General features: G+C 42.1%; 11 protein-coding genes. 9 read left to right on the top strand and 2 right to left on the bottom strand.

Annotated features, from left to right (window positions below; genetic code table 11):
- Positions 1-588 precede the first annotated feature (588 nt).
- From MF4640_RS03465 to MF4640_RS03490, 6 genes are all read left to right on the top strand, one after another.
- A complete protein-coding gene (locus MF4640_RS03465) occupies positions 589-1,491 on the top strand; it encodes a VacJ family lipoprotein (protein WP_078388697.1) in 903 nt (300 codons plus the stop codon).
- 98 nt (positions 1,492-1,589) lie between these two features.
- Entirely contained in the window at positions 1,590-2,558 is a 969-nt protein-coding gene (gene gigA / locus MF4640_RS03470; RefSeq protein WP_078388698.1) for an RsbU family protein phosphatase GigA, read from the top strand.
- Between the two features lie 112 nt (positions 2,559-2,670).
- A complete protein-coding gene (gene gigB, locus MF4640_RS03475) occupies positions 2,671-3,192 on the top strand; it encodes an anti-anti-sigma factor GigB (protein ID WP_004692241.1) in 522 nt (173 codons plus the stop codon).
- A 23-nt stretch (positions 3,193-3,215) separates the two neighbouring features.
- Positions 3,216-4,040, top strand: coding sequence for a carbon-nitrogen hydrolase family protein (locus tag MF4640_RS03480; protein WP_078388699.1), 825 nt, complete (start codon positions 3,216-3,218; stop codon positions 4,038-4,040).
- Between the two features lie 344 nt (positions 4,041-4,384).
- On the top strand, positions 4,385-4,810 hold the full coding sequence (locus MF4640_RS03485; RefSeq protein ID WP_078388700.1) for an organic hydroperoxide resistance protein: 426 nt from the start codon (positions 4,385-4,387) through the stop codon (positions 4,808-4,810).
- 103 nt (positions 4,811-4,913) lie between these two features.
- A complete protein-coding gene (locus MF4640_RS03490; RefSeq protein WP_078388701.1) occupies positions 4,914-5,507 on the top strand; it encodes a hypothetical protein in 594 nt (197 codons plus the stop codon).
- 46 nt (positions 5,508-5,553) lie between these two features.
- Here MF4640_RS03490 and gspE read toward each other — a convergent pair whose 3' ends face one another.
- Positions 5,554-7,041: a type II secretion system ATPase GspE gene (gspE, locus tag MF4640_RS03495; protein ID WP_078388702.1), complete on the bottom strand. Its 1,488-nt coding sequence runs from the start codon at positions 7,039-7,041 to the stop codon at positions 5,554-5,556.
- Positions 7,042-7,155: 114 nt separating this feature from the next.
- Between gspE and MF4640_RS03500 the strand changes: the two genes are divergently transcribed.
- The gene (locus MF4640_RS03500; RefSeq protein ID WP_078388703.1) at positions 7,156-7,968 is read left to right on the top strand and encodes a hypothetical protein; all 813 of its coding nucleotides are present in this window, start codon (positions 7,156-7,158) and stop codon (positions 7,966-7,968) included.
- Between the two features lie 9 nt (positions 7,969-7,977).
- Positions 7,978-8,901 (top strand): mechanosensitive ion channel family protein, encoded by a 924-nt coding sequence (locus MF4640_RS03505; protein WP_004692251.1) that lies wholly within the window; start codon positions 7,978-7,980, stop codon positions 8,899-8,901.
- Between the two features lie 49 nt (positions 8,902-8,950).
- On the opposite strand, the gene MF4640_RS03510 is transcribed toward MF4640_RS03505, so the two are convergent.
- Complete coding sequence (locus MF4640_RS03510; RefSeq protein WP_078388704.1) at positions 8,951-11,647, bottom strand: DUF2339 domain-containing protein; 2,697 nt, start codon at positions 11,645-11,647, stop codon at positions 8,951-8,953.
- A gap of 162 nt (positions 11,648-11,809) precedes the next feature.
- On the opposite strand from MF4640_RS03510, the gene polA reads away from it, so the two are divergent.
- Positions 11,810-14,575, top strand: coding sequence for a DNA polymerase I (gene polA / locus MF4640_RS03515; protein ID WP_078388705.1), 2,766 nt, complete (start codon positions 11,810-11,812; stop codon positions 14,573-14,575).
- Positions 14,576-14,625: the final 50 nt, after the last annotated feature.

The following is a 14,625-nucleotide window of genomic DNA, read 5'->3' on the forward strand; positions in this document are numbered from 1 at the left end:
CAGCGTTCAATCTGAGCCATGATCAAACTCTTCAGTTAAAAATCATTAGTAGCTTATGGCTACAAATCTTGGCTCATCAATTTTCTGACAAATATTTCTCAAATAAACTTCGAGTAATTTTTACCATTCAATCAATGAAATATTTTCGATCGATCAATCAGTAAAAATCCACACAAGTTGTTCTTCATAATCTCTTAATGATCTTCTTGCTGATTCGTCACCAGCAAGCTAGGTCGGCTATACTACTCTCTTTCAAGAGAAAGTCAACTGGTTTTGTTAATTATTTTTAAACCTATTCAAGACTTCCAGATTCTACCGCTTGGGCTAAATCCTTGTTTCTCAACAAGTTTTAATCAACATCACCGCCGATGGATGTGCATTCTACAGCATTTCACACCCAACACAACCCCCTTTCTTCAATTATTTATAAAAAAACTTCCACTTGTTTATTTATTCAGCAAAATGTCGCTTTTTTACTAACATTTCTTAAAATTTGATTTAACAATGAGCAATAAAGAGCTGTTAAGATAGTTAAAAGATTATTTTTTTAATTCACCTGCTGATTATAAAGTTCCGGAACTCTTTTATATGCAACACATTCGCCACTTATGTGCTGGTCTACTCTTTGTAGGCTTTACAACATTTGCATTTGCTGAAGATGTAGCGCCTACAGCTGCCAGCGAAATAGATACCAGTGCTGATCCGCAAACAGCTCAATCTTCTTCGCTTAAAGAATTAAAAAATATTAAAGCAAAAGATTTAAAAGTAGATGCCAATGCAGCACAACCTGATAATGTAAAAGATCCGCTTCAACCTTTAAATAGACAAATTTTTGCCGTCAATGATGCTTTAGACCGTGTGATCGTTCGCCCAATTGCGGTGGAATATAAAGAAAAGATCCCTTCACCGATTCGTGACTCTTATAGTGGCTTCCGTAAAAACCTCGGTGAACCTTGGAATGCGGTAAACCAACTTATACAAGGTCGTCCTGGCCGCGCCGCAAAAACTTTAGGTCGATTTACCATTAATACGGTAACCACTTTAGGCTTTGCAGATCCTGCTTCGCGTTTGGGTTTAGAAACTGAAGATGAAAATTTTGGTACAACCCTTGGCTATTGGGGTGTTCCATCTGGCCCATACCTAGTACTTCCTGTTTTTGGGCCAAGTACTTTCCGTGATGGCTTTGGCTTGGTTATTGACGGCTATGCACGCCCACAAAGATACATATTAGAAGATGAAGAAGGCCTGTATTGGGCGGAACAGACTTTACGTGGTATTGATGTGCGATCACAACTGATTGATATTGAGGGTGCGATTCAAGGCGACAAATATTCCTCAATTCGTGATATTTATTTACAACGTAAAAACTTCATTATTGCTGAGAAAAAAGGCCAAGAAGCTGAAGGGATGTTCATTGATGATGTCGGTGATGATGATTCTTCTAGCTCTCCATCAACCAATGAATCGCATCAAATGTTAGATACGGAATAACAATGTATTGCAGCTAGAGTTGAATTTTTTTTCTCTAGCTGTAATTTGCTTGTTATAGTAAAGCAATAGCTTAATGCTAAGGATAAGCCATTTTTTTTATGTATTTCATTCAACCTTCTCGCCATATTCCATATTTAGAACAGGTGCTAGATACACTACCAAGTGTGCAAATGATTCGCATAGAAGACATTGATCTTTATGACCCGACTATTATTGCTATTGCCGATATCCAAGATTATTTAGATTATAAATGGACACTGCCTACCATTGTCCTTGCCTTTGAAAATGAAGGTAGTGCTTTAGCCCAAGCTTGGGAATTAGGTGCTTTAGCAGGTTGGATGTGGAATAAACTGCCCAGTAACCCACAGCAATCCTTACTCAAAATTGATGCTCAATATAAGCGTAATCAAGACAGTCGCGATCTGCCTTCCGCAGCAGAGTTACAAAAACGACTTTTACCAAACCCTATAGAACTCCAAAACTACACCGTTGAAACGTTTTTTCAGCCTTCTGCTTATTTGTCTGGAGACTGGTTTGATTATTGGAAAATTAGCGATAAAGAAGTGATGTTCTATTTGGCTGATGTATCTGGTCATGGGGTCACCAGTAGCTTATTAACCTCTTGGATGGCGGCTTTTCATGGTCGTGCCAAAACACCGCGTGGGTTAATTAAGAAACTCAATGGCATGTTGGTTCAAGAGAATATTGAAAAGCATATCACCATGATTGCAGGGATTTTAAACCTCGAAACACATCAACTTCGTTGGTCGAGTGCAGGACACTATCCCCCCGCAATTATCTTTGAGCCAAATCAAGCTCCTAAAATATTACATACCAGTAGTTTTCCTCTGGGCCTGACTGAAGAGCTGGAAGTTGAAGAGCATGAATGTGTGCTCAACCGCCATGCCCGCTTCATTATTTGTTCCGATGGTGCACTCGAACCTTTCAATGGTGGACTGAATGATCAGTTCACACAATTGGTCTATCATTTGCAAAATCAATCCTTTGAAGCACCAGAGCATGTTGCAGACGATATTGCTATATTAAGTTTACGTCGAATGAATTAATCAAATTATCAATAACTTATTACAATATCCTATCTTCTAAGACTGTTAGATACTTGAGTAAGTATTTGCCCTATGGGATAATTTCCTATCCTTCTCTGCAAATGGCATTTATATGTCAACAGGTCATGTTGAATATGCAAGCTTGAATGGAACGCATATTTTTAAGCTTATTGGCGAAGTGCGTGCCCAATCTTGTATCAGTCTAGACAAACTTTTAAACCGTATTGAACAACAGTCAAATGTTGTTGGTGCAATCGTAGATTTAACCCAAACTACATTCATCGACAGCACAGTGTTAGGCATTTTGGCAAAGTTAGGCTTAAAGCTTAAACAGATCCATAATATCCAAGCTGTCATGTTGTCCACCAACTCTGATATCACTACCTTAGCCAACAGTATGGGGCTAGGGCAGGTTTTTGTGATTTTAAACTACTGTGGCGATCCAAACGTTTGTACCCTCGAACTGATGGAAGAGCACATTACACATCGTAATATGTTAAACACCGTACTAGATGCACATAAAACTTTGATGGAACTGAATCAAAGTAATCAAAATATGTTTGAACCTTTGGTCAAACAGTTGCAAAAAGAACAAGACAGCCTCGATCAAGTGTCACAGCAACAAAACGCATAACAACAAATTTTGTAGGCCCATTTATGACTTTACTTTCTGTTGTACAGATGAACTCTCAAAATGACATTGAAGCAAACTTCCTTGTCATTGAGTCTCTCATTCAACAAAGTAAAGCAAATGGTGCTGAACTTATTGTGTTCCCCGAAAACTTCGTTTGTTTTGCCGCAGGTAAACAACGTGAGACCGCAGCACAGTTTGAAGACATTCAAAAGCGTTTAGAAAATCTTGCTCATCAATATCAGATCTGGATCGTCGCAGGTACTCTCCCATGCCCGTTCCGTCCAGATGGTTCTGTTATTGAAGATGGTCGTGTTCGTACAGTCAGTCTTTGCATTAGCCCTGAACGGACCGAAGCACGTTATGACAAAATTCATTTGTTTGACGTACAAGTTAGCGATGCTGTGGGTGGCTACCAAGAATCTAAGTTTTTTGAACCTGGTACAGATGTCGTTGTGGCAAAAACACCTTTTGGTAATATTGGCTTAATGGTTTGCTATGACTTACGCTTTCCTGAACTGGCTTTAACTTTACGCGCGCGTGGTGCAAATATTTTGACTGCTCCTGCTGCATTTACCTACACCACGGGGCAAATGCACTGGCAGTTATTATTACAAGCCCGTGCGATGGATAGCCAAAGCATCGTGTTAGGCGCAGCGCAACAAGGTTGGCATGGTGAAAAGAGACAAACTTGGGGACATGCAGCAGCAACCAATAGCCGTGGTCAAGTTTTGGATTTGATTCTTAACCCAGGCGCGCAGTTGATTACTGTACCTTTTGACTTGGCAGAACAAGTTCAAATCCGTGAAAGCATGCCGTTGATGCAACACCGAAAATTAGTGCAGTTTTAATCACGCTGCGATCGTTTAAAACAAGGTTATTCTTCGAACAAAAACTTCATATTGATTCACTACTGCTCTTTCATTGAGTATCTCTAGCTCTCATAAAATACATGACTCTATTTACCTTTAAAAATTAATAATCGCTCGAATCGCTCTCAGTTTTCATTCACATCGACAAGCCCTGATTGCGAATGTTAAAAAACGATAATAGCATTCTATATCATTGATTTTTAATTAACTAAACCTTCAACCTAATCGTAAGCACACTCTGTATAAATTTACAAAAACACTGCTTATTCTTTCTGCAATTTAGGACAGGATAAGAACTCAAATACAATATTCTGGGAATCACAATGTCTTTAGAAAAAGTAGTTTATACAGCACATGCTAAAGCGACAGGTGGCCGTGATGGTCGCGCAACCTCTTCTGATGGAATTTTAGATGTAAAACTCACCGTTCCTAAAGAAATGGGCGGCGCAGGTGGTGGAACGAACCCTGAACAGCTTTTTGCCGCAGGTTATTCTGCATGTTTTCTAGGTGCAATGAAGTTTGTTGCTAACCGTGACCAATTAAAAATTACACCTGATGTTTATATCGAAGGTGATGTAGGTATTGGCCCGATTCCAACAGGCTTTGGTATTCAAGTGACCTTGAACATTCACTTAGAAGGTTTAGAGCATGCAGAAGCGCAAAAATTAGTGGATGCAGCACATATTGTTTGCCCTTATTCAAATGCAACGCGTGGCAATATTGATGTGACGTTGAATGTGATTGTTTAATTTTTAAATGAACATCCACTTAAAAAGAAAGACTAATTTTTAGGTGGATTTAATTTATTCAAATATTCTATATTGACTTAAACAATGTAGAAAAACACCTAAAATGAAACGTGACAAATCAAATGATGAAACTTTTCTTCAACTGACTAATATTGCAAATAATTTCAAATCGACTGAAGAAAATTATCTCCTTTCCTATCCTTATTTTTTAAATTACTTCCAAAATTTAGAATCTATCAATTTAGAGAATTTGGTTATCGGAATAAGTTTTACTTATTCTTGGATGCCCACGATCCTAAAAGCGCTAAATCTTAAAAATACAGAAAAAGTTGTCTTCATCTTAAATGAAGTCAAAAAAGGCAAACTTATCGATGAACAACAACTTACAACGCTAAAAACTACCTTTAACAATTCACTTGTTGGTACATCAAAACTCTTACATTTTATAAACCCAAAGCAATATGCGATTTGGGACAGCAGTGTTTTTAGATTTCTAAACAATGTAGAACCACATAAATACAGACTAGAAAAGCCCAGAGCTTATATTGAGTATTTAAAGCTGATCGAAGAGCTAAAAAATGAAAAAGCATTTACAGCATTTTTTGAGTTAATGAAACAAAAAGTTGGTTATGACATTACGGAATACAGAGCACTGGAACTTGCATTTTTTAAAGGCACTCCATTTCAAAATAAATGAGCCCACTAAAATTTCATTTTTTAAATTTAATCTTTAGCTTTATTCATTACTCTGCCGCTTCATTAGTCACACGTAATACTTCTTCCAGTGTGGTTTTCCCAGCCAACACTTTACGCAAACCATCATCACGAATAGAGCCTGAGTGTTGTCGGGCATAACTTTCTAATTCATATTCAGCGGCATTGCCATGAACTAAACGGCGCATCTGATCGTCCACAGCGACAATTTCATAAATCGCCGTCCGCCCTGTAAAACCTGTATGTGCACAACGTTCACAGCCATTCGGTTGAGGTAACTGAAGTTCTGCTTTTGGATTCAAATGCTGAAACAGTTGTGTTTCAAAAGTATCGGCTTCATGCCATGTCACACAGTGACTACATAAGGTTCGCACTAAACGCTGTGCAATGACACCAATCAAAGAACTCGACAGTAAAAATGGTTCAATGCCCATGTCTTTTAAACGAGTGACCGCACCAATGGCCGTATTGGTATGCAGTGTAGATAAAACCAAATGCCCTGTGAGCGATGCTTGTACCGCAATTTCAGCCGTTTCCAAGTCACGGATTTCACCCACCATGACTACATCAGGGTCTTGACGCAACATGGCCTTTAAGGCTCTCGCAAAAGTCATATCGACTTTGGTGTTGACTTGTGTCTGTCCAATCCCTTCCAGTTGATATTCAATCGGGTCTTCTGCGGTCAAAATATTTTTCGATCCGTCATTGAGGTCCGAAAGTGCTGCATAAAGCGTTGTGGTTTTACCCGAACCTGTTGGCCCAGTGACCAAAATAATCCCGTGTGGTCGATGCACCAATTGGGTTAAACGCTCATAGTCAGGTTTCAATAAGCCCAAATGGGTCATGTTCAAACGACCGGCTTGTTTATCTAATAAACGCATCACCACACGTTCGCCATGTGATGAGGGTAAAGTCGATACACGCACATCCACTTCACGCCCGGCTAAACGCAGTGAAATACGCCCATCTTGCGGAATCCGTTTTTCCGCAATATCCAGTTTTGCCATGACTTTAATACGAGACACCAACAGCGGTGCTAGTTCACGGCGTGGTTGCACAATTTCACGTAATTGCCCATCGACACGTAAACGCACCGATAGTTTCTTTTCAAAGGCTTCAATATGAATATCAGATGCGCCAACACGAATGGCTTCAGACAATAACGCATTAATCAAACGAACAATTGGAGCATCATCTTCTTGATCCATCAGATCTTCAGCTTCAGGCACTTGGTCGGCTAAACTGAGTAAATCGGGGTGATCCTCTAAACCTGCGGCCACTTGTTGTGATTCGCCACTATCCCCAGCATAACTACTGCTTAAAAGCTGGTGAAATTCTTCATCACTACACAGTTGATGTTGTGCTGCCACACCTAAAAAACGACGTGCCTCTTGCAAAGCCAACAACGGGGTACTTTCACGGCGCACAATAAAGGCTTGATCGCCTTCGTAACGTAACAGCACGCCATGACGCTTCGCAAAACTATAGGGAATTTGTAATTGTTTAAGCACTTGCATCTTAAAATTATAATAATGATGAAAAATATTATTTTGAGTGTACTCTAAGCATATGACAGCGTGAAGTCTGTTTTTCACTGATTTGCAATATAAGGAAATGTGCTGTTGCCTAATATGAATGAACTGTTTGAATCGGATAGCCCCAATTTAAAATGGTGGGGGGAATACAACTTTGAGTTGAATCAAGCCCGTGCGTGGCAGTTCGGCTCATTACTTTTTCGCCTCACCCGCGGTCTACAAGAGTGGCGTTTAGAGTTTCATCGTCCTCAAGTTCAATATGACTATGAGCAAAAATGGCATGCGATAGAAGACCCACATTTCGCCTTTCCACAACCCGTTGAAATTAAACGTTACATGTTTAAAAACACCCATCATACGATTCAGCTGATGCCACGTTTGGCCGATCGTTCAGTGGTGATTAAACCTGTCGATCCGATTTATATTCCAGCGGGTCAGCGCGGGACGCTGTATATCAGCACTCCATTATGGATTTCGGGTTTTATTCAAGGTCAGCGCGATCCCCTATTTGATATTCCTGTGATTTTACCCAAAGAAACTTGGTTTGGGCCAAACCACCGTACAGGTGAAATTGCCTACGCTACGGCTGTCGATGGTCGAACTGAATTGCATCAACTCAAACCACGTGCATTTCGTGCAGTGACGCCCATTGAGTTCCACAACACCAGCCATTTACAACTGCGTTTTGACCGCATGAACGTACCTGTTTCAGCCCTGCCTTTATTTTATAGTGAAAGTACGGATCGACTTTGGACATCGCAAATTAAAGTCTTACATGAAGGCGCCGATCGGCCACCGCGAATCCGTATCGAGAACCGTACGCCTCCGCATGCAGGCAAAGTGATTTATGTGCATCCACCGCGCTCTTCGGCGAGCGCATTATTTAATATGTTTGATTCATTCTTCTAAGGGGGACAGATGCCAAACTCAAATATTCCCCAAGAAATTACCAGTAGCCTAAAAGGCATTTTTACCAACATCAATACAGAACGACTAACGGAAATCTTAATTGCCTTAGTGCTGTGTTTTGTTGGGTTTCTCTTGGCACGTCTGGTTTCAAATACCTTTATCCGAACCATTGGCACCAAGTTTAACGCCCACCAACGACTGGTCTGGCGTCGTGGTATTTTTTACTTTATTTTTCTAATTTTTGTGATGGCCAGCCTCAAAGAAGCTGGTTTTAAACTCAGTGTGTTCTTAGGCGCCGCAGGTATTTTGACGGTTGCTTTGGGTTTTGCCTCACAAACCTCAGCATCCAACTTAATCAGTGGGTTGTTCCTGATTGGTGAAGGTTCTTTTGAAATTGGTGACACCATTTCAATCACCCTTATTCGTGGCAATACCATTGAAGGTGAAGTCATTTCAATTGACCTCCTCTCGGTTAAGCTACTCACTCAGGACAACATTTATGTACGACTACCAAATGAACAACTGATTCGAGCGCCTGTTCACAACCTCTCTAAGTTTCCAATACGGCGTATTCCCATCACCCTAGCGATTAACTTTCATGAGAACATCATTAAAGTACGTGAAGTGCTGATTGATGTGGCTAATAAATATCCTTTGGTGCTTGCAGACCCTAAACCTGCCGTCACCGTCACCGCCTTTCGTGAGTCTTCGATTGAGTTACTGTTTGCCGTGTGGTGTCAGCAAGAACACTTTTTGCAAGTGCGTGATGAAATGCAGGAACGTATTCGTAATGGTTTCTTAGATAACCAAATCGAAATTCCTGTGCCGAAAATGGGTTTTGTCGATCATCCGCTTTCGCGTCCATTATCCAATGAAGAAATTGATCAATATGCCAATGCGCAAGCCTTGAAACGAGAACCGAATATCAAATAAATAGCCTCAGCTCCTTATGATCCCTGCAGACATAAGGAGCTGAATTTGTTTAATTGGTCTTTTCCTCAAGTTCAGGCATCGGTGCAATATACGCAATCACCAACATCACCAAACCTGCACCTAAAAATGAAATCACGCGGGTGAGTGTCCCAATGTGAGATAAGTCAAACAAGACCAATTTCAGCGTCACAAGAACTAAAATACACCCACCAAAAATCCACAATGAACGCAAGTTCCGTTTGGTCGCCGTCAGCATGCAAATGAAAGCCAAACTGACCCAAAGCAAAGTAAAGCTCAGTTGCACCAAGGCGTTTTCCCACATTTTCCAGTCATTATAGGGTGTTGCAAAATAGACATGCAGCGCACGCAGCACCACATAACTACTGAGCCAAAGTAGACTCGACATCATCAAAATGGCACCCAGACTTTTTTCCAAACCCGCTTTCATTTGTAAATTCAGCATCCAAATGAAACCAATCAGCATCGCAATACTAACTAAGTCGAATGGATTGAAAATGGGTAACCAGTACCCTGCAAAAGCTTGTTGGCTAAAGATCTGAGAACACACGATCCAAAACAACATGAGCACTAAGGTATTGCGTGCTTGCCAAAACTGTCTCCATCGCGTTTGAGTCGGTTGTGTGTAGCACCATGCAGCAAAGGCCAGCGGTAAAATGACCATGCTCAAATACGGCATACTTGGAATGAGGGTTAAGCTGGTCAGCGCTAAACTCAGTAAAGCCCCCAAACTCACCCACTCCTGCTCATCCTCTACGCCCTGTAACGGGCGCAACCACAGCAACGTGAGTAATCCACTTGTTAAAGCAAAGAAGAGGCGATCTAAACCAGACGACCACATAATGATGCCATCATGGCTCAATCCCACCAAGAAAATGAAGGCAACGGCATACAGCGGAATCAGGCCAATCCATTTGGGTAATAGCCATGACCAACTGGCTTTGCGGTAGAGCAACCATTCATTCAGTACTGTATATAAAAGCACAATAATCAGCAGTGCCATCGTTACCTGACTTTTACTGTCGATTTCATCCAAAAGTAGGATAAACAACATGCTGGTTGCTGAAAGCAGTTGTAAGCAAAAAAAGGCAATGGTGGCAAAAGACAACTGTTGTCTAAAGCGCTCTACACTGTTGGCAACGGCAACCACAGCAAAATAACTCAGACATAGCGCCCAATAGACTTCCGTTGGAAAACGATTAAGCTCCACCACATAGTACAGGCTTGAGAGCCCTGCCATGGCCAATAAGCCCATCGCCAAATAACGACTCAGGGCAGAGTTTCGATATAAGGCATACATAAAGATCAGTGCACCCTCAATACTCCAACCCACCACACCCCACTGATCAGGCAGTAAAATAGGGGGAATCAGTGCCAAGAAGACCAAAGTCAAACTGAGATAACTTTGCGCAATCAGCTCAACGCTATGGGTTCTTTTTAGCAGTTGATAAAGCATGGCATAGAGCGCTGCAAAACTCAGACTAAAGCCTGCCTGCCAAATCGTTTCCTCAAAATACATCACATACAAAAAAGCAAAAGCAACAATAGGGGCAGCAAAAATCAAAGCCACATCCAAAATCGGTTTTAACTTAAACTGAGTTAAATCCTCACGCGCCAACAGTTGACTATAACGAAAACTCAACCAAATAAAGACCGCACTATGTGCCAAAACCAACACGGCCAGCATGTCTCGCTCAGACGCTTTACCCTGATAAAAGGCATAAGCTCCGCCTACGACCACCGTCATTAAAAAAGCAATTTGGTTAAGGACTTTCCACGGCCTGAACGTGCTTAAAACAGCAACCGCAATATTGATGACCAAATAGTAGGCCACCAGTTCTATCGCAGTGGCATTCCGTACAGGCAAAGTAAAAGGTGCCAAATAAGCAATGATCAGTGCCATCAACGCCAGCTCAATCGACTGCTGTTTTAAACTGAGCCAAAGTGTAAGCGCCATCACCACCACAAAGCACAGGCTTGCAATCACTAAACTTGCAATCACACCGTTGTAGTAAGCAAAAAATAAAGTCAAAAATAAACCTGACAGTCCAAGTGCTTCCAAAGCCAAAGCAAAACTACGGTTCTTTTGTAGGAGCGCATAACCAAAGACCACAACGCCCAGACTTACCGCAGCAACGAGACTCAGTTTAACAGCAAGACTCAACTGCCAATGTTCGGTGGCAAAGCGTAATAATAAAATAAGCCCAATCAGCAGTATCACAATCGCAACTTTTAAGACAGGATTGCCCTGCCAAAGCCAGCGTTTCACTTGCTCACTGAGACTTAAATCATCTGTGTTGTTTAGAGTAGTGGGTAAAGAGGGAGAATTTTCAGATTCTGTGAATCGGTCAGATATCACCTGATATGGCTGTGCTTGCACGGATAACAATAGATATTCTAGATGACGCAACCATCGAAAGAAAAAGAACAACCAGCCACTGATCCCCAATCCAATGAGTCCGCCCCATTGTCCCACCATACCGATCAAAATGACGAAAGCAGCAAGGTAAAGCGGCACTTTTGACGTTGGCTGAAAAGCAATGCCCCGTTGTTCCGCCAACCTCGCACTGGGGTTTTCAATGCTATCGACATAGTGCATAACACTCATGATCAAAGCAATTCCACACAATGCACTCAACAGCGGTACAGCCAGAAACCATGCTGCAATAGCAACAATCGTGAGCCCCATCAACCACATCATGCGAATTTCACGCTGTCCAGTTTGCATCCGTTCTCAATCTCTTTTTCTCATCTTCAAATAATACATCAGCTTGTAGTGCATCTTTAAGCGCATAACCGTAACCATCTATGCCAATCGGTACATCAATACACTTTGTTCTGCGTCAAAATCACGTACAATAAACGGGTTATTTGGATAAGGAATCTTGCAATGCCACCATTTGTCTTGGTCGATGGCTCATACTTTTTATTTCGTGCTTTTCATGCTTTGCCACCGCTCACCACGTCAACTGGCTTACATACCAATGCAATTCGTGGGGCAATTTCTGCCATCCAAAAACTGATGCGTCGTACCCAGCCAACACATATGGCGGTCATTTTTGATACACCAGAACCAACTTTTCGTCATGTGCTATCACCAATTTATAAAGGTGACCGCCCAAGCATGCCTGAGGAATTATCAGAACAAATTCCATATTTGCATGCCTTAATTCGTGCTTTGGGTATCCCCTTGTACATGCTCCCAGGTGCAGAAGCAGATGACATCATCGGGACATTAGCCAAACGTGCGGAAGCCGCGGGACAGCAAGTGCTGATTTCCACAGGCGATAAAGACATGGCACAGTTGGTGACCGATAAAGTCACCTTAGAAGACAGCTTTAAAGACAAGCCGATGGATGTGAATGGCGTGTTTGAAAAGTTTGGGGTGTGGCCAAACCAAATTATTGACTATCTGACCTTAATGGGCGATGCCTCTGACGGCATTATGGGGGTTCCGGGTGTCGGGGCTAAAACTGCAGCAAAACTATTAACAGAATATGGCTCAATTGGTGGCATTTTAGAAAATGTCGATCAAATTAAAGGCAAAGTCGGTCAAAACATCAAAGAACATGCCGATGGAATTGCGCTTGATCACCAACTGGCAAGTATTGTCTGTGACTTGGAGACAGGATTGACCTTTGACGATCTGAAACTCCAAGATCCGAATACCGAAGCCTTACGTTCACTGTATACCGAGCTTGAATTCCGTCAGCAGTTGCAATCGCTCGATCATCCAAACAATCCCAATAGTGCAACCTACAAACAAGCGACGCAACACATTGCCAAATCAGCGCAGTCTGAAACCGTCATCAATACAGAAGATCAGGCCGTTCAAAGCAGTGTCGATGACCAACTGGGTCAAGCGAATTACCATACTGTGCTCAGTGCAGAACAGTGGACTCAATTATTCAAACGTTTAAGTACAGAAAAACGTTTTGCCTTTGATACTGAAACCACCAGTTTAGACTATCGCATAGCGCAAATTGTTGGTTTCTCGGTCGCGTTCGATGCGCAAGATGCATATTACGTTCCACTTGCGCATGATTATGAAAATGCACCTGCGCAGTTAGATCGTGAACAGATCTTGGCGCAAATTAAACCTATTTTAGAAGATGAGTCGGTTCAGAAAATCGGTCATCATTTGAAATATGATGCACATGTCTTAGAAAATCATGGCATTGAGCTAAAAGGCTGGTATTTCGATACCATGTTGGCATCTTATGTACTCAATGCTGTGGCGACTCGTCACGGGATGGATGACGTTTCGCGTCTCTACCTCAGCCACTTAACCACGACATTTGAACAAGTGGCAGGTAAAGGTGCAAAACAGAAAACCTTTAACCAAATTGAGATCGAAACCGCCGCGCACTATGCCGCTGAAGATGCCCATGTAACCTATCGCCTATTTGAAGTGCTCGATGCCAAACTACAAAAGCATCCCGAACTGGTCAATATCTTGCACAATGTCGAAATGCCAGTTGCCCGTGTCCTGACCATCATGGAAGAAAATGGCATTGAATTGGATCTAGGCTTCCTTGACCAACTTGGTGTTGAGTTTGCCAATACCATGGCCAACCTTGAAAGCCAAATTACCGAACTGGCAGGACAAAGTTTCAATGTCAGCTCGCCTAAGCAAGTCGGTGAAATTCTGTTTGATAAACTCGGACTCAAGGGCGGCAAAAAAACCGCAACAGGTCAGTACAGTACCTCTGAAAGTGTTTTAGAAAAGATTGACCACCCAATTACCGAGCTAATTTTGGACTATCGCGGTTTATCCAAACTAAAAAGCACCTATACCGATGGCTTATTAAAACAAGCCAACAGTGATACCCATCGTGTGCATACCAGTTACCACCAAGCACTGACCGCAACTGGTCGTCTGTCTTCGACCGACCCCAACTTACAGAACATTCCTGTGCGTGAGGAAATTGGGCGTCAAATTCGTAAAGCCTTTATTGCACCACAAGGTCGCGTATTATTGGCAGCCGATTATTCACAAATTGAACTGCGTTTAATGGCGCATTTCTCACAAGATGAAGCCTTGGTCGATGCCTTTAATCATGGACAAGATGTACACCGTCGTACAGCGGCTGAAGTCTTAGGTGTTGCACTTGAAGATGTCACGTCAGACCAACGTCGTCAGGCCAAAGCAGTCAACTTCGGTCTACTCTACGGCATGTCTGAGTTTGGCTTAACCCGTCAACTCGGTTTTAGCCGCGAAGAATCGCGTGGCTATATTGCGAAATACTTCCAACGTTATCCGGGCGTGCTCGACTATATGGAACGTACCCGTCAAATTGCACGTGAACAAGGTTTTGTCGAAACCATTTTAGGCCGTCGCTTGTATACGCCCGATATTATGGCAAGCAATAAAATAATCAAACAAGCGGCTGAACGTGCCGCAATTAATGCACCGCTGCAAGGTTCTGCTGCGGACATTATTAAAATGGCGATGATTACAGTTGATCAAATGCTGCCTAAAAATCAAGCCAAAATGCTACTTCAAGTACACGATGAATTGGTTTTTGAAGTCGATAAAAGTATTGCTGATGAACTGGCTTCGAAACTGGCAGACGTGATGCAATCTGTTTTGAAAATTTCTGTGCCATTGTTGGTTGAAGTCGGCAAAGGTCGAAACTGGGATGAAGCCCACTAAAACATTTGCACCTTCCTCCTCCTAGGAGGAAGGCTGGGATGAAGCTCATT

Source organism: Acinetobacter sp. MF4640 (assembly GCF_002018895.1).
GTDB classification, from domain to species: Bacteria; Pseudomonadota; Gammaproteobacteria; order Pseudomonadales; family Moraxellaceae; genus Acinetobacter; species Acinetobacter johnsonii.